The sequence below is a fragment of the Bacillus cereus group sp. BfR-BA-01355 genome (assembly GCF_022663675.1).
GTDB classification, from domain to species: domain Bacteria; phylum Bacillota; class Bacilli; order Bacillales; family Bacillaceae_G; genus Bacillus_A; species Bacillus_A thuringiensis_S.
Window position 1 is genome coordinate 1 of the sequence record NZ_JAKUFY010000022.1, and the last position, 25,548, is coordinate 25,548.

Sequence of the window (25,548 nt, forward strand, 5' to 3'; positions counted from 1 at the left end):
CTCAAGAAGCAGCTAAAGCTCAGGCAGATGCTGAAGCTCAAGCAGAAGCTAAAGCTCAAGAGGCGGCTAAAGCTCGTGAAGCAGCTAAAGCTCAAGCAGATGCTGAAGCTCAAGCAGCGGCTAAGGCTCAAGAAGCAGCTAAAGCTCGTGAAGCGGCTAAAGCTCAAGAAGCAGCTGAAGCTCGTGAAGCAGCTAAGGCTCAAGAAGCAGCTGAAGCTCGTGAAGCGGCTAAGGCTCAAGAAGCAGCTAAAGCTCGTGAAGCGGCTAAAGCTCAAAAACCAGCTACACAACAACCTGCTGCAAAAGAAACTGAAACAAGTACACCATCATCTTCTCGTGAGTTACGTGTTGTAGCAACAGCTTACACAGCAGATCCACTTGAAAATGGTTATAAAGCAGGCGACCAAGTAAAATCAGCTATGGGTCATAACTTAACAGCTAATCCAAACATGAAACTAATTGCAGTTGATCCAAGTGTCATTCCATTAGGTTCAAAAGTATGGGTTGAAGGTTACGGAGTAGCAATCGCTGGTGATACTGGTGGGGCTATTAAAGGTAATAAAATCGACGTTTTAATGCCAGATAAAGGCACATCAAGTAGCTGGGGACGTAAAACAGTTACAGTTAAAGTATTAAACTAGTTATAAAAAAGAGTCAGTCTCATCGTTGAGGCTGGCTCTTTTTTATGATTCTTACATGCTTTCTTTCTCTTGAAAGTAAGTAATATTATCTCGAAGCCACTCCCTCTCCGACATAAACAAGTTTCCACGTTTTTTGTACACTTTATCAAATATCTTTAAAACTTCTTCATGATTAGCAAACTTATGTAAGAAACGAAGAGCAATGATAATCTCTGCTTCATCCGTAGGCTCTACTTCATTTTTACGTCTTCTAGCAACAATTTTATTCACACGTTCGCAAATTGCTCTCATTGCCATTTCGTCGCCATACGTATAAATAGCTCGAACAGCTTCATATTTCACCATCACATTTCTATCATGTAAAGCTTCAATATAAACTATTTGTAAGTCCGATCCCCCTATTTTTGCTAAAACCTCAATAACGGTTGAACGAACATAGACACTATTACTATATAAAAGCTTTGTTAACGGCAGAATCGATTGCTTCGTTCCAATCTCAAGCAATGTATAACAAATATGTGTAATCTCATCTTTATTTTCTTCAGTATCCAGCAACTTTAGCAACGCACTTTCCGCTTCTAACGATTTATATAACTTTAAGGAAGCAACTGCCCAATAACGAACACTATCGTTTTTATGATAAATATACGGAATGATTTTATTTGTACTACTTACTTCTGGCAATGTATAAATATTACTAAGCAGTTCACTTAACAAAGTCGGGATTTGTTCACATTCCAAACGATCTATAAGATAATCAGCAATATAGATTTCCTTCGTATTGATGGCGAGTTTCGTCATTAAATAATAAATATCTTTCTTCATAGATACCTTTTTTGCTTTGATTACCTTCTGCTGTAAATAAGGAAAAGTTAATAAGTCATTTAACGCTTTTGCTTCATCATACGCACGATGCCAAATCTCTGTTTCTTCATCAGCCATCCGCCTTAATAAATCATCTATATACTCTTCCATCTCCTTCTCTCCCGTCCAAATGAAATCTATCTCTTTGCATTCTATATACGATAGACTACTATATCAATAGAAAAAAGAGGATGCCACAGCATCCTCTCCTTCTCTTCTCTATTCCACACAAGTAAACTGCGTCCAAGCTCCTACATAATTTAGTAAGAATAACTCCTCTTCCGCAATTGTACCGACGATATTTTTCCGTTCATCTATCGGCATTTCTTTTAAAATGATTTGCAGTTCACCTTTATACTTTCCGAATGAGTTATTACCAATTACAACTTGCCCTCTTTCCTGTAGCACACTTTCGCGCACTGGGAAGTCATAGTCTTTATATTTTTTACGCACTTCTGTAGAACGTATCATATACTCTGTTATGTCGCCGCGTCTTACATGTAATTCTTGCAGCGTAGCTCTCTTCTCTACTTCAGTCGCTTCGTCTACAAAGTGCACTTTTAGCTGTAACATGTAGCGATTTAAATTTCCTAGTTTTTCTAACTCCTCTTCACTTGCATAAGCATTTCCGATAATGACATCATCAATTAGCCCTGTTGCCCATAAATGCTTCGCTTGTACTTCAATTGGTAAATTACGATGCTCTTCTAACGTACATAATCCGTCGTTAATATCCCATGGACCGATGTTTGCGGCATGTGATGTAATAAAGGCTGCACTGCGAATACCATGCTTTTTAAAGCGTTCACTACAGCGAATGAAATAATCGTACGGAAGACCAGTGAATTTTTGCGGATAAAAATTATGGCAACCAATTAAAGCTGATTTATTCGCTTGATGCGAAAGAATATTTTCTAAGTACGCAATATCGTTACTTACATTTAACTCGATTTTTAAACCGTACGGATTATTCGTCATTTTCGCTTCCGTCAATCCGTCAAAGCCTACATCTAATCGAATACCATCTGCACCTAACTCTGCGAAAAATGATAGATCACTATAACTAATACCAAGCTGATCAAACACAGCTGGAGCTACATCTAAAATAACTTCCATATTGTTATCTTTCGCATGATTAATAATCTCTTTAAATTCAGCTATAATTTCTTCTTTCGGACGATTCACAGATAACAAACAAGTAAATATTCTTGAAAAACCGTGTCGTGCCGCTGACGAAATATAAGCCATATCTTTTTCTTTCGTTGAATGTTCTGGATAAAGTGAAATCCCTAATTTACGCTCCATGCTTTTGCATCTCCTTCACACGTTGTATTAATGCCATGCTCGTAAATCTATATTTTGCAGATAAACATGTTGCACATAAAATTGTCGGTACAATAATTACGTACGGTGAGTGTAGACCTAACATTACATATGCACCCATTGAACAACCGATAAATAAAACTGATACTAGTAGTAACACTAATAAGGATTTACTTTGTACCCATTTCGAATAATGGGCAATACACTGTCCGATCACAAATGTAATTAAGATGATAATTGCTCCGAGCATTCTGTTTTCTCCTCTCCTGCTAATTGTTGTTTCTCATACATTTTGAAGAATGGATAGTAAATAACGAATGAGATTACAAAGTTAACAAGTACAAGTACACCAGCCATAATTGTCCAGTCCGTACTAATCACCGCTGCAATTGGTGCTAACATCGTAAATGGCAATTTCGCCATCATGAGTGGAATCATACCTGAAACAACTGCGAAATATGATACTGTCGTTGTCACTAACGGTGTAATAACGAACGGAATAATTAAGATTGGGTTCATTACAATTGGTGCCCCGAAAATAATTGGCTCGTTAATATTGAATAAACCTGGTACGAATGATAATCTACCTAACTCTTTTAGGAACTTAGATTTAGAGAACATAAACATAATTACTAAAGCTAACGTTGAGCCAGATCCGCCAATCCATACGAACCATTGAATGAACTGCTCTGTAAATAAGTTTGGTAACTGATGTGCATTTCCTGTAGCCGTGAACACTTCCATATTTTCAAGAATTGCGGAATCCCACATCGGACGAATGATTGGTCCTAAAATTGCCGGTCCATGTATACCAAATGACCAGAAGAACACGATTAAGAATACTGTTAATAAACCACCGAATAAGTTATTTCCTACTAGTACTGATTTTAATGGTGCGATTAAGTATGTAATTGTTGTATTTACATCGAATTTCAAACCGTAGCGAATGCCCCAGAATAAAAGAATAACTACTAATGTTGGAATTAATGCTGCAAACGAATTTGAAACTGCTGGTGGTACACTGTCTGGTAATTTTATTGAGATATTATGCTTAATCATAAAATGATAAATTTCCACTGCAATTAATGCTGTCACAATTGCGCCGAATAAAGACGTTGCACTTAATGTTCCTACTGAAATATATCGACCTGCATCAATAACACCTGGTACAGCTTTCGTAATTTGAATTGGTTCAACTGATGCTAGTAAAAAGGCGAGTACAGATAGTAGCCCTGCACTTAATTGATTGAGCTGATAAAAGTTCGCGAGCGAAGCCCCTACTCCAAACGCTGCGTATAAGGCCATTAGTCCTACTGTAAATCGGAATGGAATATCTAAAATATGGCGAAACGGTGCAATCCATTCCATATATGCATCAATTGGTAAATTTAAAAAGATAACGAAAAATGACCCGACGATCGTTAACGGTAATGTAGAAATAACCCCATTTCGAATTGCCAATAAATGTCGTTGTCCTGCAATCTTTTGCGTTGTTGGCATAATCTTTTGTTCCATAAAACTCATAAACCCATTCATCAATAGCCCTCCTCTTTCTCTCTACTATAAAAGAATGAAATAAACTTTATAACATTATAATGTTTATATTTAAAAAAATATAATTATGCTAAAACTAATTGTTCTGCTTGCCTAAGCACTTTCAAACCATCACACATGCCATAATCTCGTTGGTCTATAATTGCAACTGGTATGTTGTATGAGTTTGCAAGAAACTCTACAGCTGGAAATAAATATTTCACTTGTGGACCGATTAAAACGACATCGGCTTCTTTTATTTCAAGTTTCACAAGTTCTGAATCAACCGCCTTAATTTTATAATTCTTCCCCTGTTTCTTTGCCTCTTCTTGCATTTTTCTTACGACCATACTCGTTGACATGCCTGCTGCACAACATAATAAAATATACATCTTATACTGTCACTTTCTCTTCTACTCGTTTATGAAGAGTAATAAATTCTTCAGCTAGTTCTTTCACTGTAATTGCATTCATTAAATGGTCTTGTGCGTGCACTAACAGTAAACTGATTTCTGCATGATTTCCTCTTGCCTCTTCTTGAATTAAATCCGTTTGAATACGATGTGCTGCTGAAATTTCCTCACTAGCAAGTTTCATCTTTTCACCCGCATTCTCAAAATCTCCTTGTCTTGCAAAAGCGATTGCTTCAAGCGCTGCACTTCTCGCATTGCCACCATGTAAAATTAATGCAAATGGAGTTTGCATATCAGCCATTTTAAATTCCCCCAAGCTATATGTTTTCTATATTTTTATCTTATTATGAAAACGCATACAATTAAACATAAAAAACTTCCGTTATGTAACGGAAGTTTTTATATACTTTTTCAAAATGATAATAAAATCTCTTGAAAATCTTCAATTACCTCGGTCTGAGTAAGTTTCTCTATCGTAGTTTGACTAGACATAATATCATATAAAAAATCATAAAGCCTTTGCAAATCTTCATTATTATTGCGCTTTACACTAAATAAAATAATTACTTGTACTTTTTTATCTCCCCAATCAACAGCCTTTTCAAGTGTGCAAAACATCAAAAAAGTTTCCTCACTTAATAACTGCATCGGATGCGGGATTGCAACTGAATTCCCAACCGCTGTCGGAGACGTATTTTCTCTTTCCATAACAGAAGCATAAAAGTTTTCTTGTACATAATGTTTCTCAGCAGCTTTCTCACATAAAAACTGAATAACATCCTCTTTCGTAGAAGCACTATGATTTAAAAAAATTAAATCTTCCTTAATATAAGGCTGCACACTATTATTCACATGCGTAAACAACCGCTGACCAATCGATTTAATCTCTTTATCATCAAATATTGAATTCACTTTTATAACTGGAACAGGCAAGCCACTCGGTATATGAATCGTACTAATAATACAATCTATTTTTTCTTTATAAAGATCTTCTACTTTCAATTGATAATAGCCTGTAATACCTACAATCTCTAATTTATCTCGGAACTGTGATAAAATTTTATATTTTAATAGTTGTGCACTTCCTTGACCAGTCGCACAAACTAATAAGCATCTTTTCTTTTGATTTTGCTCCTGCAAACGGCTCATCGCTCCGCCGAAGTGAATTGCAATATAGCCAATTTCACTTTCAGGGATCGATTCACCCGTATATTCACCAATGATATCTCCAACAAGAACCGCAATTTCAAAAGCATACGGATAATTCTTTTTCACTTCTGCCAAAAGAGGATTTCTCGTATTTAACTTATACTTCAAACGATTTAATAACGTTTTTAAATGAATACCAAATCCAAATAATAATTCTTCATCATAATAAAAAATAAGATTCCGTTCTTCCGCTACTTTAAAAAGAATATGTTGCATAAATGCATATATATCTTTTCCTAATAGCTCTTCTACATTTTCATAGCGATCTCTCGTTGTAACAGCAGTACTTAATAAATGCATCGTCACATATAATACTTCTTCTTCTGGAAATGAAAATTTCAACTCTTTCTCTAAATCTCCTAAAATCTGCTTCGCAATTGTATATTCTTTCTTTATTATAAGTTCTGATTGCTCCGTATGCAGTTCTTTCATATAATGTTGACTTTGACAACGCTTTAATGCGATTGCAATATGAATGACTAAATTATCAATTTCTATATCAGATAAATATATTGTTCCACCTTCAATATACTTTAATATAATTGAACGGATGTGTGATATATAAGGTAGCGATAAATATGTCTCCGTCTGCTCAAATTGCTCATGAAACGGAGTATGGTCATAACGCGGTAAACCATATTGTGATAAACAAGAACGAATATTAAATTCCTCTCCAACAATACGTATACCATAATACGGTCTCTTCTCAATTTGTAATTTATAGCGACCACATATATCTGTAACATCTTTCATAATTAAATTAACCGTTGATTTGCTCACATAAATCTCTTCCGCTAATTCTGAAAGCTTCACATATCCCTCTGCCGTTAAAACACGCTGCAGAATGTACGCTATTCTTTCTTCATAAGAAGTTGGGATCTTTTCCGTCTGTTTTTGAAATAGACTCACACAAAAGTCTTCAAATTTCTTCGTTTGTATAATTTCTAATTCGTACCCAGTCCCTCTTTGCGATTCGATTTTCGCTCCGTTTTCTTCCAATATATCATTTAATAATTTTATATCCTTTTGAATCGTCTTCGTTGATACATGTAAACGGCCCGCTAAAAAAGCTCGATTTAACATCGATTTCTCTTCTAAAAACTCCTCTAAAATAGAAATTAATCGCTGCTGCACCTTTGTCATAGCTCTTCCTCTCGCTCTTTATATATAAAGGGGGAAAAGCTGCTGAAATCAGTAGTTTTTCCCCTTTATATTCTCTCTATTTCTTTAATATGAATCCGAATTTATCCCATGCTTGTAAATAATCTAATAAGAAAATTTCTTCTTCTATAATTCGACCAACTACATTTGTTTTTCCTGTATTCACCATATCTTTTAATGCAATTTGTAATTCGCCCTTATACTGGCCATATTGTTCATTATCAATTAATAAATCTCCACGCTTAATTTCGCGCGTATTATGAGGTTTAAACTCTTCTTTTTTATATTTCACACGACTTTGTGTAGAACGAATCATATATTCAGATACATCTCCGCGATAAAAATGTGGTTCGTCTAATACGATAATTCTTTCTAGTTCTGTCGTTGTATCATATAGTTCTATATCAAATGTTTGTTTCTCTTTATTTAATGCACCTAGTGCTTGTAATTCTTCTTCTGACGCATATGCGTTTGCAATAATAACATCATCAATTAATTCTGTCGCAAATAAATGCTTCGCCTGTGTTGTCATCGATAATTCACGATGCTGCTCTAATGTACATAACCCTTCTGTTACTGGCCAAGGTCCGTATGTTGCATCAAATGATGAAATAAAAGCAGCCGTTCTCATACCGTAATCTTTAAATTGTTTCGAGCATTTAATGAAATGATCGTATGATAACCCTGAATAACGATGCGGATAAAAATTATGACAACCAATTAAATTTTCACGATTTGGTCTATGACTCATAATGTTATCTACATACTTCGTACCATTGCTCATATTAATCTCAATTTTCAAACCATACGGATTATAAGTCATAATTGATTCTTCTAATCCTGAGAAACCAACATCTAAACGAATACCGTACGCACCCAATTCATGGAAGAATGATAAATCATTATACGAAATACCTAATTGTTCAAAAACAGATGGACTAATATCAACTAATACTTGGAACCCTAATGCATTCGCATGTGAGATCGTTTCTTTAAATTCTTCAATAATTTTCTCTTTTTCTCCATCCACAGATAATAAACATGTGAACACACGTGTAAATCCATATTTACTTGCTAATGTTAAATACTCCTTATCTTTCTCTACTGTTGAATGTTCTGGATAAATAGAAATACCTAATCGTCTCATATGTACACGCCTCTTTCTTCATCATATTGTAAACCTTTTCAAATATATGTAGTGAAAAAGTATATCTCCCCTTCTTGTTCACTACTCTTTTGAATCCGCTTTCTTTAAAGAAAAAACAATTTCTATCATTCTTAACACCTACAAGTCTATACATCTATACTTTACATCTTTTTTTCATAGTTGTGTAGCTTTTACACAAATTTGTCAGTTTTTCGCCTTAAAAATTGTTATCCGTTTTCAAGACACCTTCCTTGACTGTTGCATTGGCCAATACATATACTCGAAAGAAAAGAGATAAAGTGAAACTTTAATCAGTGAGGGGGGTGTTCATCCCCCACTGATTATTAGTTGAACCAATCGGGCATTTACGGGCAGTTGATCTCCCACCTAACTTCTTTGCTCCAGTCCGATTTTGAGGTGGGAGTTTTACTGCCCGTTAATAGCGGGAAAATTTTATATAGGGGATGAATATATGGGAGAAGCAATACTCGTAAAACGAGAACCGTTATGGACAAAAGAGTTTGTTGCTTTAATTTTTGCAAACTTATGTATGTTTTTAGGGTTTCAAATGTTAATTCCAACCTTACCTGTTTATGTGAAAGAAATTGGTGGCACAAGTTCCAATATCGGATTTGTTGTCGGTATGTTTACCGTTGCGGCACTTTTTGTTAGACCGCTAACTGGGAACGCCTTGCAAAAATTTAATAAAAAAATCATTTTAATGATCGGTACTGCTATCTGTTTACTCGCTATGGGCAGTTACCTTTTCGCCTCAACTATCTTTCTCTTGCTTGCTGTTCGTATTTTACACGGAGCTGGTTTCGGTATTACAACGACTACATATGGAACTGTCGTTTCTGATTTAATTCCCTCAGCTCGCCGCGGAGAAGGCATGGGATATTTTGGCCTTTCTGGAACAATTGCAATGGCCCTCGGTCCACTTATAGGACTATGGCTCATGCAAACATATAACTTCACAATTCTTTTTTTATGTGCACTATCGTGCACAATTGTTTCATTAATATTAACGAAACTACTTCAAATCCAAAAAACGAAACAGCCGCCACAACAATCATCTAGTACTTTTCTCGATGGATTTATTGAGCGTAAAGCTTTACTTCCTTCATTATTAATATTATGTATTACATTAATGTACGGAGGAATCGGAAGTTTTATCACACTATTTGCTACAGAAGTCGGCATAGCTGATATTAGCCTCTTCTTTTTATGTAATGCACTAGCAATTGCTGTAACTCGTCCATTCTCTGGAAGGCTATATGATGCGAAAGGCCATACATTCGTCATCATTCCGGGAGTTATTATAACGTTTACAGGCATTATTTTATTGTCGTATACGACGACAATTCCGAGCTTAATTATTGCTGCAGCATGTTACGGAAGTGGTTTTGGAGCGATCCAACCTGCACTACAAGCATGGATGATTGACCGCGTAGCACCGCATCGACGCGGCGTAGCAACGGCTACATTCTTCTCCGCATTTGACCTTGGTATCGGCGCTGGAGCTATTATATTTGGATTTATTGCTCATTTTACAAACTATGCAACTGTATATCGTTACTCCTCTCTGTTACTTATTGCTTTTCTCTTCATTTACATTACAAGCATAAGAAAACAAAAGCATAGCGATAAAAACACGGAAAAAGCTGCTGGATAAATCAGTAGCTTTTTTATCGTGTTAAAAAATTATTTTCCCTCATTTTGCTGTTATAAAACTACATGCATTTTCCTGCATATTTTTTTAACTTTCATCAAAAAATATACGATGAACTCGCAGACGCTTTCCTTGATATTCAACTGAACATTATTATTCTAAAAAGTGTGATTTCTTTACAGAATTAAGATTTTTACAAGATGAAAACCAATAAAATACAGCTGTTTCTTTAAGGGATTGTAAACTTTTCTTCTCTTTGTAAAATTAGTGTAAATTTTACTAGCAAACCGTTTACAGTGTCTCAAGGTTCAGTTAATAATTACATCGTACATGAAATTTAAGGAGTGGAATGCGTGGAATATAATGTTCAAGATATGATCTTCCAGTTCATTGGTGGATTAGGTATTTTCTTATTCGGGATTAAATACATGGGCGATGGACTGCAACAAGCAGCTGGAGATCGTCTTCGAGATATTCTAGATCGTTTTACAACAAACCCACTTATGGGTGTACTAGCAGGTATGTTAGTTACCGTATTAATCCAATCAAGTTCAGGAACAACCGCTTTAACAGTCGGACTTGTAAGTGCTGGATTTATGACATTAAGACAAGCAATCGGTGTTATTATGGGTGCAAACATCGGTACGACAGTTACTGCATTTATTATCGGAATTAAAATCGGAGAATATGCTCTCCCAGTTATGGCAGTTGGAGCAATCTTACTATTCTTCTTTAAAAATAAAAAAGTACATTCTGTAGGTCAAGTTGTATTCGGTTTTGGTATGCTATTCTTCGGTTTAGAATTAATGAGCGCAGGTATGAAACCTCTTCGTTCTTTAGAGTCATTCCAAGATTTAATGATTAGCATGAGTGATAATCCAATTTTAGGAATTGTTGTCGGTACAGTCTTCACTTTAATTGTACAGAGCTCAAGTGCAACAATCGGTATTTTACAAGAACTATTCGGTCAAGGTGCAATCGATTTACAAGCATCTCTTCCTGTATTATTCGGTGATAACATCGGTACGACAATTACAGCAGTATTAGCAGCAATCGGTACTTCAATTGCAGCAAGACGTGCAGCATTAGTTCACGTTATCTTTAATATTATCGGTACAATTATCTTTACAATTTTATTAGTACCATTTACAAGTTTAATTCAATATTTCCAAACATCATTAAACTTGAATCCAGAAATGACTATTGCATTTGCACACGGAACATTTAACGTAACAAATACAATCATTCAGTTCCCATTCATTGCAGTATTAGCATGGATTGTAACAAAAATTATCCGCGGCGAAGATTCTGCTATTAATTTCAAACCGCAACATTTAAATCCAATCTTTATTGAACAATCTCCAGCCATCGCTTTAACTGAAGCTCAAAAAGAGATTGTGCGTATGGCTGAGTTTTCATTACACGGATTAAAAGAAGCAAATCAATTTTTAAATACGCAAGACAAAAAACATGAAAACATGGCCACCCAACTAGAAGGAGCTATTAACAATTTAGATAAAAAAATTACCGAGTATTTAGTTTTACTATCTGAAAAGCCACTTTCACCTTCAGATTCTGAAAAACATTCCGTATTAGCAGGTGTTGTTGGAGATATTGAACGTGTCGGTGATCATGTAGAAAACCTTGTAGAACTTGTAGATTTCCAAATTTCAAATCGTGTTTCACTATCAAACGAAGCATTAGCTGAGTTAAACGAAATGCTTGAATTAACAATTTCAACACTGCAAGACTCAGTTGAAGCATTAACAAACTTCGATACTGAACTAGCTCAAACTGTTATTGCAAAAGAACGCAAAATCGATCAAATGGAACGTGTTCTTCGTAAACGTCACGTATTACGTCTAAACGAACGTAGCTGTTCAGGTGATGCAAGTATCATCTTCGTCGATATGGTAAGTAACTTAGAGCGCATTGGCGATCACGCTGTAAATATCGCTGACGGTGTTTTAGGCGAACAAGGAAAAATCAATTTAAAACAATCATTATAATAAGAAAGAGACGCTAACTTAAGCGTCTCTTTTTTCATTATATTTTAACAACTGTTCTTCCTTTTAACTTTCCTTGCAATATAAGTGTAAACTTCTTCTCTAATTCTTCTAATGTACATTCTTCTGTATAAGATAGTAACTCTTTATTTCCCCATTCATTCGCTAAAAGCGTCCACACATCTCTTCTCACATCCACTGGACATTGCACGGAATCTATCCCTAAAAGGCTTATACCTCGTAAAATAAACGGATATACCGTGGTTTGTAGTTCCTGGCCTGCCACATTACCGCATGTCGTTACACAACCACCATACTTTACTGTTTTTAAAGCTGTTTCTAACATATGTCCACCTACAGTATCGATAACTCCGGCGTATATCCCTTTTAACATTGGTCTTCCTGATTCATCATTCAATTCCGCGCGATGAATCACTTTTTTCGCTCCTAGACGTAGTAGCATCTGTTCCTCTTCCATTTTCCCTGTCGCTCCTACTACGTTAAACCCTAACTTACTTAATATACTAACAGCTACACTCCCTACGCCGCCTGTAGCACCCGTTACTAAAACATCTCCCATACTAGGCTTGATTCCTGCTCCAATAAGCTTATATACCGACAAAGCAGCAGTAAAACCCGCTGTCCCATACATCATACTTTCCTTTAATGACATTCCTTCTGGTAAAGGCACGACCCAAGATGATGGGACGCGAATATATTCTCCGAAACCACCAGAGGTATTCATACCTAAGTCATATCCCGTTACAATAACTTGATCTCCTACCTTAAAGGAGTTATCTTCACTACTCACAACTTCTCCTGCGGCATCAATTCCTGGCGTATGAGGATACGTTCTCGTAACACCTTTATTACCAGTAGCTGAAAGGGCATCTTTGTAATTTAATGAAGAATAATGAACTTGTATGAATACGTCTCCCTCAGGTAAACTACTTACTTCTCTCTCAACAACTTTTCTTACAAACTGATGATTTTCCGTTTCGTTCACAACGATTGCTCGGAATGATGTATGATTCATTATGCTCTCTCCTTTATCCGTCAAATTCTTCTTTATTATATAGAAGAAATAAGTAAGCTTACTCATTTCTTCTTGGCTATATTTCAACAAATCTTACTTCCCTATCACTTTCTCATAATATATATTTTCATTTCTACCAAAAGCCCTTATACTTATTCTACATCTAAAAAAGAATATATAGAAAATCTGACTTTTTATAAATAAATTGAATTTTTACGAAATGTAAATGATTTGTAATGTTTTTTTTCGCTAAATTTCATTATAATAAGTGGATATGAGTGTCGTATTTCAATCCAAATGAAGGAGTACAGGAAATGGAGCAAAACCCATCTTTGCAAGAAAATACACGCAGTAAACCGAACAAAAATAAGAAAAAAATAAAAATTATTATAAGCGCTATACTATTCGTTTTATTAATAGGTGGCGGTTATACTTGGTTTTTAGTAAATAAAGCATCTTCTGCTGTTCGAAATGCCGCACACGATTTAGCACGCGGTGATAAATCAGATTTACGAGATAAAGCTGTTAAACCTATTACAAATAACGTCTCTGTTTTAATAATGGGTGTTGATGAAAGCGATGTCCGAGGAAAAGAATATGGTGAAGCTATAAGAACAGACGCGCTTTTACTTGCAACATTTAATAAAGATAGCAAAACTGTTAAACTATTAAGTATCCCACGTGACACATATACTTATATTCCAATAGAAAAGAAAAAAGATAAAATTACACATGCTCATGCATTCGGTTCTGCTAAAAACGGAAAAAATGGTGGACCACAAGCAAGCATTGATGCAGTTGAAAAATTAATGAATGTTCCTGTCGATTATTTTGTGAAATTTAACTTTAAATCATTTATAAAAATCGTCGATGACTTGGGCGGTGTTGAAGTTGATGTACCAGTTGAATTTACTGAGCAAGATAGCAATGATAATGCTGAGGCAATTCACCTAGAAAAAGGTGTTCAAAAGTTAAATGGCGAAGAAGCTCTTGCTCTTGCTAGAACAAGACACATCGATAGTGATGCAATGCGTGGACAACGTCAACAACTCGTTATCGAAGCTATTTTAAAGAAACTAACAAATGCTGGTTCTGTAACAAAAGTTGGCAACATCATTGATGATATTAACGGACAATTCGTTACAAACTTAACATTTGATGATATGCTTTCATTCTATAAGTACGGATCGGATTCGGAAATTGAGAAATTACAAATCCAAGGTGATGATTGCTATATGGCAAAAGGTGACGATACATGTAGCAAATCTGCTGGTGGTGGTCGAACTTACTACTACAATCCAGATAAAAAAGAATTAGCTAATGTTACAAATGAACTTCGTACTCATCTTGGGCTACCTGCATATACAAAGTCTGACTCAGACTCTGATTCGAAAAAGACAAAAGAATCTAAGTCTGAAAATTCAAGTGAACGCGAATCAAGTAACAATGAAGTGAAAAATAAGAACAAAAATAGCAGTGAAGATACAGAAACATCGTCTAACGACAATGAATAGTAAAGAAGCAGTACTCTATGGAGGTAGAGTACTGCTTCTTTTTATTTCGTCAGAATCAAAAATCAGAACTTTCTAACTATCTTTTTTAATATTTTTAAATTATAATAAACAGTAGCAATCTATTCCAATTATCAGGGGGCTCATACATATGAAAGCTGCAGTAAAACATAACATCTCAGATTTTAAAGACTACTTAAAATCCAACGATATATACATGGAAGAAAATATAGATGAAAATGATGGCTCTGTTCATTTTTCAGTAGGATTAGAGACAGAAGCTGGCGCAAAAATTCAACTTATCGCTGCTTTCCAAAACGAACATCCTACGGTGGATATATACTGCTTCAATGTTGCTCACGTGCCTGATGCAACATCAACAAATGATATTTTACATGTCATTAATGAATTAAACACATCTTATCGCTTTGCAAAATTCACATTAAACAAGCAAAATGCAATTGATATTTCAGCATCTCTTGCATTCTCAGAACCAAACTTTAATCCAGCACTTGTCTTTGAACATACGAGAATGCTATATAAATTAGCAAATGACGAATATAAAAACTTAATGAAAGTTATTTGGGCATAAATAAAAGGATGGGCTACAAGCAGCCCATCCTTTTATTTCGATATCATATCAATCCACATTTTAACAGCAGTGCCTACAATCAAAATCGATAACATATATTGCAGTGCTTTTTGATTGATCCTCTTCCCGACTCGCACTCCAAGCGGCGCAGCAAAGATACTTGCAACCGCAATAATAAGAGCTGGAATTACAACTACTTGACCAGTTATCACTTTTCCAGTCGTAATCCCTACTGAGGAAATAAACGTAATAGCGATAGATGTTGCTATTGTTGTACGTATCGGCAATTTTAAAATAACTAACATAATCGGTACTAATAAGAAAGAACCGCCAGCACCTATAATGCCTGATGCTCCTCCTACAATAAACGCTAACAAGCTTGCTAACCATTTATTATATGTCACTTCACCACTATTATTTCGTTTCGGTACGAACATCATAATAGCAGCAATTGTTGCTAACGCTGCATAAACAACATTGACCGTATGTTCCTCTAATACGTTAGCACCAAAGCTCCCTATGAAACTTCCTATTAAAATACTAGCTCCCATATACACAACTAACGTTTTATCCATATCATTACTTTTCCGATAAGCCCATGCGCCTGCAAAAGTTGCAAAGAATACTTGTACCGCTGTAATACCACTCACTTCATGTGACGTATAACCAGTAAATCCTAACAATACTGGAATGTATAAGATCATCGGATAATTAATAATCGCACCGCCAATTCCAACCATTCCTGATATAAACGATCCTATAAACCCAATTATAAAAAGTAATAATACTAAACTCACCTTACATCCCCCTCCTTCTAAAAAGAAGGTGATTTAAATGAATAAGTTTACATTCCCATCCGAAGCATCTGCTAAATATGCCCCTACGCCTGCAAACTCTACCCCTTCCATAATCTCTTCCTCTTTTAACCCTAATAAATCTACTGTCATTTGACAAGCTACAAGTTTAATTCCTTGTTCTTTCGCCAAATCAATTAAATCTGGCAAAGGCATTGCGTTATGTTTTTTCATAATGCCTTTAATCATCTTTGGCCCCATGCCAGCAAAATTCATTTTGGATAATCCCATCTTATCGGCACCGCGTGGCATCATTTTTCCAAATACTTTTTCTATAAATGTTTTCTTTACATTCACATGTTCATCTTTCCTTAAAGCATTTAATCCCCAGAAAGTATGAAAAATAGTTACCTCTTGGTCATACGCCGCTGCACCATTTGCAATAATATAAGCAGCCATTGCTTTATCGTAATCTCCGCTAAATAACACGATTGTCGTTTTCTTCTGTTGTTCCATATTGTTCCTCCTTCAAATTACCTATAGGGGTATTTAATTATTTATAAAAAGGCTCAAACCTTTTATCTCTATGCTATATGACTTTACCTTCCCAAGCTAACATACCACCTACCATATTGATTGCTCGAAAACCGTAACCTTCTAAAAATTGAACGGCTCTTGCACTTCTCGCGCCAGAGCGACAAACGATAATATATTCTTTCTTTTTATTCAACTCATGCATACGAAACTCTAATATCCTTAGCGGAATATTACATGCTTCTGGAATTTTTCCTTCAGCTACTTCTTCTACTTCACGGACATCCACAATATTTACTGCTTCTTTACGTAATAATTTTTCTTCTAATTCTTTTGCTGTCATTTCTTTCATTTTAAAGTCCTCCTCACAAACCATTCATACCACCTGAAACATTGATAAGGTGCTGGAATCCTAATTTCTTTAATACCTTTGCCGCTTGCTTACTTCTCATCCCGCTCTGACAAATAACGATTACTTCCGCATTTTTATCTAATTGATTTGCTTTACTAGCTAACTCATTTAACGGGATATTTCGAAATCCCTTCATATGATTCCCTCTATATTCACCTACTGTACGAACATCGATAAATTGCTTCCCCTTTTTCCCCACTATACTCTTTAATTCTTTTCCACTTATATTTCGAACACCTTTTACCGGTAAAAAACGTGAAATAACAAATCCTGCAGCAAGTACAATGAAAAGCGTACTTAATATTGTGTTCATATAACTCCCCCTCTATATTTATAAAATTATTTCTTTACTACGCCTTCTTAATCCAAAACTTTAGTACATCGCCTTCTTCTTCATGCTTTACAATGTCATGACCACTTTTATTTGCCCACGCTGGAATATCCTTAACTGACCCTTTATCCGTTACATGTATTTCTAACACTTCTCCAGTGTCTAAAGCATCCATTGCTCTCTTTGTTCTTACAATCGGCATTGGACATGCTAAACCTTTCGCATCTAATACTTGTTTTATATTCATGATCAATTCCTCCAATTTGTTATTTTTATAATGACTCATGCACTGCACAACGATTTGGGCCAATCTCCATTTCTCGCTCTTCTTCCACACTCGGATGAATTTTCCCCATATTCGTTTGACGAATTTCTTCATATGCATTTGGTTGTGGCGGTAAGTTCTCTGTCACAGCTTTACGAAACTCTATTTCATCAGCAATATTTAACCCTACATTCTCTTTAAATAAATCTTGTAAGCTCGCACTCACAACGCCTCTTTCATCCATTTCACTTATTTTTGAATAATGGGCTGGTAAAACAATTAAATCTTGAGACAGTTCCTTATAAAGTGTATATAACGTATTTCTTAAATCACTCACCCAATCTTCAGCCTTACCAGCAAGATCAGGACGCCCGATTGAATCTACAAATAAAATATCGCCTGATAATAAATAAGAATCATCAACAATGAATGACGTACTTCCAATCGTATGCCCTGGTGAGTATAATGCGTCAATTACAATTTTAGTACCCCCCACCGTAATAACAGATCCTTCAACAAGCGGTTCGTATGAGAAAACAACTTCCTCGGCATCTTTTGGCGGTAACCAATACGTACCACCTACCTTTTCAGCTAACTTACGTCCACCAGAAATATGGTCTGCATGTAAATGTGTATCCATTACATTCGTAATCGTAACGCCATGCTCTTTCGCAAACTCTTCATATGCCTCGGCTGTCCTTACCGCATCAATAACTGCTGCTTCACCGTTAGAAACAACCATATAAGATAAACAGCCTTTTCCAAGACGATTAAATTGATATATACTCCCTCCGCCCTGTACATCCCCTACTTTTAACGGCTTCACATATTCACTCCAAGCTTTCATTCCACCAGCTAAATAATAAATATTTTGTAATCCCGCTTCTGTTAATTGCTCTGCCACAAATATAGAAGACCCTTCTTTTGCACATACTACTAAAACATCTTTATCTTTAGGTAATTCACTTACAATATGATCTACACCATCTAACAAGTCAAAGTAAGGTTTATTAATAGAAGAAACTTGTTTCCCTTCAATTTTCCAATCTTCATAATCCGTCTCATTACGAACATCTAAAATGAATAACTCTCCGAATAAAACTTTCTCTGCAACATCTTTTGCTTGTAACATCTTAATGTCCATTTAATTACCCCCATAGGTATATTTTTGTTTAAAAAATTTTATTTCTCCACATTTCCTTGCCACCCTAACATACCAGGAATGACATTTTTCACATTTGAAAAACCTTTCTCTTTCAACATTTGGCAAGCTACATCACTGCGGTTACCAGTTCGACAAATAACATAAATTTGCTTCGTCTGATCTAACACTGCGCTGTCTAATTCACCTAATGGCACCGAAATGGCAGATGGAATATGGCCAAAAGTAAATTCCGCTGCTTCGCGAACATCTAATACAATGCTCTCTTCCCCATGAGACAATATAGACTGTAATTCTGCATTCGTAATTGTATGTGGATATTTCACAGCTTCATTCACTTCATGCTCGTTTGCTTTCCTAACATAATGCACCAATACATCACCCTCGTGTTTCGTCCCGATATATTGATGTCCTACTTTACTCGCCCAACTTTTTATATCTACCGTAGATCCTTTATCTGTTGCCTTAACTTCAATCACCTGCCCTGGTGTTAACCCTTCTATCGCCTTCTTCGTTTTCACAATAGGCATCGGACAAGCCAAACCTTTACAATCTAAACTCATATCCACTTTTATACTCATAATCGATTCCTCCACAATTTACATACATATACCTGTAGGGGTATATTAAAATGTTTTTGAAAATCTGTCAACACTTACGTTTGACAGATTATCGGCTTTTTACAAGTAATTGAACAGCTTCTTTAATTAACTCTTCATTTGAACCATTGCCACTTTCAAACTGTTCACGTAAACAATGCTCTAAATTCGTTCCAACAACAAGTCCAATTGTACGATCAAGTGCAGAACGAGATGCCGTTAACTGTGTAATAACTTCTCGGCAATCTTTTCCTTCTTCCATCATACGAAGCACACCACGAACTTGACCTTCAATACGTTTCAATCTATTTTTCATATCTTGATTGTATTCCACTATAGACCACCTCCGTAATTGTAACTATATTATACATTACTTTATAACTTTGTATAATATCATATACCCTTCAGGGTATATTGTAAAGTTTTTAATCTTTAGACTGAAATTTATACTTACTTCACAATTTTTCTAAATCATATAAAAATAGGCCGAATCAACCATATGATTGGTTTCGGCCTATTTTTATTAATTTACGTTAATCATTATTAATTTAGCTACATTTCTATCATTAATCACAATCTCTTTTTTCTCATTATTCGGCAATAAAATTATATACTTTCCTTTTCTAGGAATCTTCCAAATCAATTTTCCTTCTTGATTAGTTTTCCCTATCGAAATCACGATTTCTTTACTAGACTGAGGTAATTCATCTTTTATAAGCATAATTTCAAAGTCTTTTATCTGTTGTTTCTCTTTATTTTGAACATAGAAAGTTATAGGATTAACAACTTTACTAACATTCTCTTCGTTATTTACTATATAACTAGACATCATGATTATGACCAATATACAATACAAAATCCAAATAGAATTACTATATTTATTCAGGCCATTTTTTAATATTATTAAACACATCGTCTGTTATCCGATTTCCAAAATTCATATTTTTATTTCCTCTTGTATGAATGGCTATTATTTTGATACCGGTATCGAAATACTGATATACAGGTGATCCACTTTGCCCCTCATAAGTATCAATCTTGTATGTTAACATTCTAGGAGAAACTCCCTCAATTGGACCATAGTCTCTCCACATTGTGTAACGTTCATTTCCTATTTTATCAGCGGGATATCCAGGAATCGCCGCAAGTAAACCTTTTGGTGATTCTACATAGGTAGTTCTATATCCCAACCAGCCAATATAATCTCCTGGAGACCCATTTAATTTAATCGTTCCATAATCATAATCTGAATTTTCATTATCAGTCCATCCACTTACTGAATAGAGTTTTGTCCAACTATAAGGTAAATACGGTGCTTGGTTTCCATTTCTACCAGGGGTCACAATAACATTTGTCGCCCATCCACCAATTTCTTTATTGTAAATACAATGTCCAGCTGTAAGCACTGTATCTTTACTAATTAGTGCTCCTGTACACCCATAAACTTCTCCACTATTATACTGAGTCGCAACATGGACTATAGCGCTATACGGATATGAATTTGTATCATTAACCCGTATTCGATCATCGCTTCCTATAACAGAATAGGTAAGAATATTAGGTGAATAATTTAACGTACTATTTTCCAAATATGCTCCCCAATCTTCCCCACCATGTTTTCGCCCTTCAAATGAGGGCGAAACAAGATCTTCTCCCCTTCGATCATTACTATACAATGATTGTTCTTGAAACAGTTCACGTTCTCCCTCATTTGAGACCGATGTCCACGGTACATCTTCTGCATACACCTTCTGATGCACCAAAAATACTATGCAAAAAAATATAAAAAGAACACCAAAACGATAAAGAGCCAACCTGCATCTTATAGAAATAAAGCTATCCAACATAACTTACCTCCTATACAAGTGATAGCAAACAATTGAGGATCCCTTTATAAATTCTAGTTTTTCTTTTTTTAGAAGTCAATGTAATTAACAATGATAATCATTGTTAATTACATTGACTTAATAAACTCAAACAATTATTTATATTCTTTACTCTGCTTTCAAAAATCTGTCTTATTAAAGCTTCACTTTATTACATAAGCCCGTAACCTTCTTCACAATCAGCTCCGCAGTATTTTTCTCCGGTGGCATCAATAAATTCGTAACAGGCCCATATACAACAGGATTTAATTCTACTTCATATCCACCATATGTAAACTCTTCCCTTGTCGGTAAATAACCAATATATCCATTCGTATATCCACCAAGAAAGGCTATTTCATTTTGAAGACTCTCTTTCACTTCTAACGCGGTTTCTGAAAAAGGTTCCATCGGTATACCAAAGAACATTCCATCATTAACTTGAAACAGTTGAACTTCTAAATCAATACGTAACTGCCGAATACCTTGCTTATATTTCTCTAAAACGATAGTAAGCCACTCGTCCGTGTTCACACCCCACTGCTTCTCCGCCAATTGAGCCATGCTTCGTATCTCATTCATTTCAGGAATATCTTTCAACTTCATTTGCATCATACTCGAAACTGTTCTTAAATTTACAATTGGGCTATATGTAACTATTGGCAATATTGTTAATACATGTCCACTAAGTGTGTAAGCCATTTGCTTTACTGCTTCCCTTGAACCGCGATACTTCGCATTTACATTACCAGCAGCTCCTTGCACAATAATAACAGGGCAATTTACGATTTTCTCAAGAATCTCCCTCGTCATTCCAGGATAATCCGCTGATAATACATCGCTATCACCTTTTAAAACATTCGGATGCGCAGTACAAAATACAATAATCCCAGATAGCTCCTTCGTTTCAGCATTTCTTATTGCTAACATGCCAATTCGCTTATCTACAACACCCTCTATATTTGTTCCCATCTTTGCTCTTCCATCAGATGTTCTCTCTCTTCGGTTTATCCCAATATCACCTGTCGTAACACTCCAGCCAACTTCACATAGCCCCAAGTTATTATTTGCAGTAACAGCACCGTGCACTACATTATTTACTAAACTCGTTTTATACGACTTTACTAAAGCTTGCTCACCAACAGTTTCCGGACCAGAATGTGTATGTGTATAAACAACTGTTATTCGCTCAAATGGCACATGAAGCCTGCTAGCTACGCGCTCACGAATAATATTCGTATCTTCTACTAACATCCCAATATTATCAATGCTTATAAACACAGTTTTCATTTCATCTTTTTCAAATACAAAAACTGTCCCATAAATATGCTCTTCAATATTATTTATTCCTGTCTCTCTATGGTATCCAACAAAATCAATACCGACAGGCGGCGTAATATCTACCTTGCATACCCCTATTTTGCTCATTTGAATCGCTCCATTTCTCTATATAACTCCCTTTCTTCAAGAATAGCATATTTAACTTTGCCCCAAATAAAAAAGAACGGACATAGCATTCTATGTCCATTCTTTTCATCACACATACTTCCGATGCACCATCTTCCCATCATAAGAAAACACAACGCCCTTACTTTCCACAATCGACTCCATATGCACCGTTCTTCCCCATAACTGATGAATGTATGGCAGTACTTTTTCTAAGTATTTTAAATCGAGCTCAATTCCTTCGTAACTATGTTTAATGTACAACTCTCCGTTCTTTAAGTAGTCACCATCTTCTACTACTAAGTACGGGAAGCCACCATTTGTACGCATATTTACGAGCTGATCACGTACATGTTCCCACTCTTTATCTATTACTTTATATTCTTTTCCTTGGCGTTGGAATAAGTACATATCTTCTCTCATTACGAGATCTTTGTTTAAGTAGTTCCTTAAGAATGATACATCCCATTCGATTTCGCGTACTTCAAAGATTTTGTCACGGCCAGATCCTGGTTTTACACCGCGTCGTTTCATTTCTTCTGTCGGGTTATTGTAGCGCTCCTCTATATCTTCAAACATTTTAATACCTAGGTAGTATGGGTTAATACTTGTTTTTGATGGTTGAACTACACCTGCATTAAGCTTTGCGAATTCAATCGCTTCAGAAGATGTTAAGTCCATTTCACGGAGTATGCGTTGATGCCAGTATGATGCCCAGCCTTCATTCATAATTTTTGTTTCAAGCTGCGGCCAGAAATATAGCATTTCCTCACGCATCATCGTTAATATATCTCGCTGCCAATCTTCTAGCTCACGGCTATATTCTTCAATGAAGAGGAGTAAATCTTTCTCTGGTTGCGGCGGAATTTTCTTCTTTTTATGCATATTAGGTCGTTCTCTCTTTTTGTTTCGATCATCTAAATTCCATAAGTCATCGTACTGTGATATCTTTTTCTTTTCTACATCCTCTTCTAAATCTTCAATACTCCACGCAAGTTTTGGACGCATAATCGATGGGTCAATATGCTCTTGAATGGCAAGTACGGCATCTAAAAATGTTTCTACCTCTGCTTTTCCGTACTTATGCTCATACGCTTTCACACGGTCCGCTGTTGCCGCCATACTTTCTACCATATCTCGCTTCGTATTTGAAAAACGAATATTATTTTTGAAGAAGTCACAGTGTGCTAAAACGTGCGCTACAATTAATTTGTTTTGAATTAACGAGTTCGTATCTAATAAAAAGGCGTAACATGGATCAGAGTTAATAACGAGTTCGTATATTTTACTAAGACCTAAATCGTATTGTAATTTCATTCTAAAAAACTGTTTTCCAAAACTCCAATGTGAAAACCGCGTCGGCATCCCATATGCACCAAATGTATAAATAATTTCCGCTGGACATATTTCATAACGCATCGGATAAAAATCAAGCCCAAATCCAGTCGCAATTTCCGTAATTTCCGCAATCGCATATTGCAGTGCTTTATCGTCACTTGCTCTCATTATTTTCCCTCCTTACACTTTCCCTTAAGAAAGTGTATGATGGAGAACAAGCTTTCATGAGGATTGATTGCATAATAAAAAGACACCCCCGCAAAAACGAGAATGTCTTATCTATTAACCTTCAATAATCTCCATCTTCTCCGTAATCGGAGTACGAGCTTTTCCTTCTGGTGCTTTATCGAAATAGCCAAGGTGAAGAATTCCAACGATACGTTGACCTCTTGTTAAACCAAGTCCTTCTATAAATAATGGATTATAGTTTAATCCGCCTGATTTCCAAACACAACCTAATCCACGTTCCCAAGCAAGCAGTTGGAAGTTTTGCATAAATGCACATGTTGCAGCGTAATCTTCGTCACGTTGAATTTGACGTGGATCTTCATTAATATAAACAACGATTTGTGCGGGCGTGCTTAAGAAACGATCTGATAAAATTTTGCCGCGTTTCGCTCTTTCTTCTTCTGTGAAAGAGTTTAATACTGCGTCTACTAATTTTTTGCGACCTTCTCCAATGTATAATTTACAATTCCATGGTTCACGGTGTTTATGATTCGGTGCCCACGTTGCGTCGTTTAATAGTTCAATTAATAACTCTTTATCTACAGCTTTATCTGTGAATGTACGTACAGAGCGTCTTTCTTTAATCACATTTGCGATGGAAGTATATGTAGTCATATTTTTCTCTCCCTTATTTTCATCTATATGTATACATTTGTTATTGATATTGATTTTCAATTTCGATTATACCTTAGTTTTTTACTATTAATCAATGTTTTATGTTGGAAAACTTCTAAAAATGTCATTTCATACTGTGAATAAAAAAACTTAACTTGTTCACAAGTATTTCACATTTTATGGAAATGATATGTGTACAGTTTTCTACATTATCCATCTAGGAGGAGTTTACATGTACAAAGAAATCGCAGTAAGTATGACTATGGCAGCATTATTATGCGGGATATCCACCTTCCCTACGTCCGCTGCCACGCCAAAAGAAGTAACGATACATCATCATAAACCAATTTCAGAAGAAGAAATGCAATCGCTAGAAAAACTTGGCTATAACAAACATGAAATTTGGAGGGCTGCTCACATTGCAAGGATTAGTAATAAAGAAATAAAAGACGTTTTAGCTTACTATAAGCAAAATAAATCTTGGGAGAAAACAGCCGAGCATTTCGGTGTAGATCCAAGTAAGCTGAAAAAACATCATATGAATAAAGAAACAAAGCAAGCACTGCTACAACAGTTAGCAACTATGCAAAAATCCACACCGGATCAGCTAAAACAAAAAATGAAAGAATATAACATCAAATTGCGTCACCTTACTGTGTTAACAATCATCTCTCAAAAAAGCAATACCCCTCTTGATGATGTATTAAAAATGAAAAAAGATGGAATGGACATTAAACAAATTGCCGAAAAATTAAATGTAAAAAGAGAAGATATACGGGCGGAAATGATGAAATTAGTGAAGTCTATTAAAGAACAAAAAACAAATTAAAATGCTAAAAAGGAAGAGCCAT

Annotated in this window: 28 protein-coding genes; 6 read left to right on the forward strand and 22 right to left on the reverse strand. The window is 35.6% G+C overall.

Annotated elements, in window-relative coordinates:
* Positions 1-641: 3D domain-containing protein (locus MR167_RS09815; protein WP_242314500.1), on the forward strand; the 641-nt coding region annotated here is incomplete at its 5' end.
* A gap of 51 nt (positions 642-692) precedes the next feature.
* Here MR167_RS09815 and MR167_RS09820 read toward each other — a convergent pair.
* The 8 genes from MR167_RS09820 to MR167_RS09855 all read right to left on the reverse strand — a co-directional run bounded on the left by MR167_RS09820 (position 693) and on the right by MR167_RS09855 (position 8,291).
* Positions 693-1,616 (reverse strand): HEAT repeat domain-containing protein, encoded by a 924-nt coding sequence (locus MR167_RS09820; protein ID WP_000393376.1) that lies wholly within the window; start codon positions 1,614-1,616, stop codon positions 693-695.
* Positions 1,617-1,724: 108 nt separating this feature from the next.
* A complete protein-coding gene (locus MR167_RS09825) occupies positions 1,725-2,810 on the reverse strand; it encodes a DUF871 domain-containing protein (RefSeq protein ID WP_000440072.1) in 1,086 nt (361 codons plus the stop codon).
* Positions 2,800-3,078 carry a hypothetical protein gene (locus tag MR167_RS09830; protein ID WP_000900039.1) on the reverse strand — a complete coding sequence of 93 codons (279 nt, stop codon included), beginning with the start codon at positions 3,076-3,078 and terminating at the stop codon, positions 2,800-2,802. Before MR167_RS09830 ends, MR167_RS09825 begins: the two co-directional genes overlap by 11 nt.
* Positions 3,054-4,364, reverse strand: coding sequence for a PTS sugar transporter subunit IIC (locus tag MR167_RS09835; RefSeq protein ID WP_001013060.1), 1,311 nt, complete (start codon positions 4,362-4,364; stop codon positions 3,054-3,056). The genes MR167_RS09830 and MR167_RS09835 overlap by 25 nt, the downstream gene beginning before the upstream one ends.
* 83 nt (positions 4,365-4,447) lie before the next feature.
* Positions 4,448-4,753, reverse strand: coding sequence for a PTS sugar transporter subunit IIB (locus MR167_RS09840; protein ID WP_000275645.1), 306 nt, complete (start codon positions 4,751-4,753; stop codon positions 4,448-4,450).
* A gap of 1 nt (position 4,754) precedes the next feature.
* Entirely contained in the window at positions 4,755-5,075 is a 321-nt protein-coding gene (locus MR167_RS09845) for a PTS lactose/cellobiose transporter subunit IIA (protein ID WP_000774623.1), read from the reverse strand.
* 110 nt (positions 5,076-5,185) lie between these two features.
* A complete protein-coding gene (locus MR167_RS09850; protein ID WP_000170100.1) occupies positions 5,186-7,126 on the reverse strand; it encodes a BglG family transcription antiterminator in 1,941 nt (646 codons plus the stop codon).
* Between the two features lie 76 nt (positions 7,127-7,202).
* A complete protein-coding gene (locus tag MR167_RS09855; RefSeq protein ID WP_001253355.1) occupies positions 7,203-8,291 on the reverse strand; it encodes a DUF871 domain-containing protein in 1,089 nt (362 codons plus the stop codon).
* A 472-nt stretch (positions 8,292-8,763) separates the two neighbouring features.
* Here MR167_RS09855 and MR167_RS09860 point away from each other — a divergent pair, with 472 nt between their 5' ends.
* Complete coding sequence (locus MR167_RS09860; protein ID WP_106082136.1) at positions 8,764-9,966, forward strand: MFS transporter; 1,203 nt, start codon at positions 8,764-8,766, stop codon at positions 9,964-9,966.
* A gap of 350 nt (positions 9,967-10,316) precedes the next feature.
* Complete coding sequence (locus tag MR167_RS09865; RefSeq protein ID WP_242314502.1) at positions 10,317-11,972, forward strand: Na/Pi cotransporter family protein; 1,656 nt, start codon at positions 10,317-10,319, stop codon at positions 11,970-11,972.
* 37 nt (positions 11,973-12,009) lie between these two features.
* Here the strand turns inward: MR167_RS09865 and MR167_RS09870 are convergent, their stop codons facing one another.
* Positions 12,010-13,005 (reverse strand): YhdH/YhfP family quinone oxidoreductase, encoded by a 996-nt coding sequence (locus tag MR167_RS09870; protein ID WP_242314504.1) that lies wholly within the window; start codon positions 13,003-13,005, stop codon positions 12,010-12,012.
* Positions 13,006-13,319: 314 nt separating this feature from the next.
* Between MR167_RS09870 and MR167_RS09875 the strand changes: the two genes are divergently transcribed.
* Together MR167_RS09875 and MR167_RS09880 are read left to right on the forward strand one after the other, a co-directional pair.
* Complete coding sequence (locus tag MR167_RS09875) at positions 13,320-14,519, forward strand: LCP family protein (protein WP_000437427.1); 1,200 nt, start codon at positions 13,320-13,322, stop codon at positions 14,517-14,519.
* 148 nt (positions 14,520-14,667) lie between these two features.
* Positions 14,668-15,108, forward strand: coding sequence for a hypothetical protein (locus MR167_RS09880; protein WP_000642361.1), 441 nt, complete (start codon positions 14,668-14,670; stop codon positions 15,106-15,108).
* 32 nt (positions 15,109-15,140) lie between these two features.
* Here MR167_RS09880 and MR167_RS09885 read toward each other — a convergent pair whose 3' ends face one another.
* From MR167_RS09885 to MR167_RS09945, 13 genes are all read right to left on the reverse strand, one after another.
* Positions 15,141-15,905, reverse strand: coding sequence for a sulfite exporter TauE/SafE family protein (locus MR167_RS09885; RefSeq protein ID WP_017762812.1), 765 nt, complete (start codon positions 15,903-15,905; stop codon positions 15,141-15,143).
* Positions 15,906-15,938: 33 nt separating this feature from the next.
* Positions 15,939-16,418 (reverse strand): DsrE/DsrF/DrsH-like family protein, encoded by a 480-nt coding sequence (locus tag MR167_RS09890; RefSeq protein ID WP_000437741.1) that lies wholly within the window; start codon positions 16,416-16,418, stop codon positions 15,939-15,941.
* 73 nt (positions 16,419-16,491) lie between these two features.
* Entirely contained in the window at positions 16,492-16,788 is a 297-nt protein-coding gene (locus MR167_RS09895; protein ID WP_000661799.1) for a rhodanese-like domain-containing protein, read from the reverse strand.
* A gap of 13 nt (positions 16,789-16,801) precedes the next feature.
* On the reverse strand, positions 16,802-17,161 hold the full coding sequence (locus MR167_RS09900) for a rhodanese-like domain-containing protein (RefSeq protein ID WP_001092313.1): 360 nt from the start codon (positions 17,159-17,161) through the stop codon (positions 16,802-16,804).
* A 37-nt stretch (positions 17,162-17,198) separates the two neighbouring features.
* A complete protein-coding gene (locus tag MR167_RS09905; protein WP_001022560.1) occupies positions 17,199-17,426 on the reverse strand; it encodes a sulfurtransferase TusA family protein in 228 nt (75 codons plus the stop codon).
* A 25-nt stretch (positions 17,427-17,451) separates the two neighbouring features.
* Positions 17,452-18,588, reverse strand: a complete 1,137-nt coding sequence (locus tag MR167_RS09910; RefSeq protein WP_000351932.1) for an MBL fold metallo-hydrolase — start codon at positions 18,586-18,588, stop codon at positions 17,452-17,454.
* 38 nt (positions 18,589-18,626) lie between these two features.
* Positions 18,627-19,187 (reverse strand): sulfurtransferase TusA family protein, encoded by a 561-nt coding sequence (locus MR167_RS09915; protein ID WP_000023977.1) that lies wholly within the window; start codon positions 19,185-19,187, stop codon positions 18,627-18,629.
* 88 nt (positions 19,188-19,275) lie between these two features.
* Entirely contained in the window at positions 19,276-19,539 is a 264-nt protein-coding gene (locus MR167_RS09920; RefSeq protein WP_000456202.1) for a metal-sensitive transcriptional regulator, read from the reverse strand.
* Positions 19,540-19,728: 189 nt separating this feature from the next.
* Entirely contained in the window at positions 19,729-20,118 is a 390-nt protein-coding gene (locus tag MR167_RS09925) for a DUF2606 family protein (protein WP_242314506.1), read from the reverse strand.
* Positions 20,084-21,052: a trypsin-like serine peptidase gene (locus tag MR167_RS09930; RefSeq protein ID WP_142399140.1), complete on the reverse strand. Its 969-nt coding sequence runs from the start codon at positions 21,050-21,052 to the stop codon at positions 20,084-20,086. Before MR167_RS09930 ends, MR167_RS09925 begins: the two co-directional genes overlap by 35 nt.
* A 174-nt stretch (positions 21,053-21,226) precedes the next feature.
* Positions 21,227-22,498: a neutral/alkaline non-lysosomal ceramidase N-terminal domain-containing protein gene (locus MR167_RS09935; RefSeq protein WP_000034541.1), complete on the reverse strand. Its 1,272-nt coding sequence runs from the start codon at positions 22,496-22,498 to the stop codon at positions 21,227-21,229.
* Between the two features lie 108 nt (positions 22,499-22,606).
* Positions 22,607-24,022, reverse strand: a complete 1,416-nt coding sequence (gene spoVR / locus MR167_RS09940) for a stage V sporulation protein SpoVR (RefSeq protein WP_001202690.1) — start codon at positions 24,020-24,022, stop codon at positions 22,607-22,609.
* A gap of 114 nt (positions 24,023-24,136) precedes the next feature.
* Entirely contained in the window at positions 24,137-24,697 is a 561-nt protein-coding gene (locus tag MR167_RS09945; RefSeq protein ID WP_000214808.1) for a nitroreductase family protein, read from the reverse strand.
* Positions 24,698-24,929: 232 nt separating this feature from the next.
* Between MR167_RS09945 and MR167_RS09950 the strand changes: the two genes are divergently transcribed.
* Positions 24,930-25,526, forward strand: a complete 597-nt coding sequence (locus tag MR167_RS09950; RefSeq protein ID WP_242314508.1) for a hypothetical protein — start codon at positions 24,930-24,932, stop codon at positions 25,524-25,526.
* Positions 25,527-25,548: the final 22 nt, after the last annotated feature.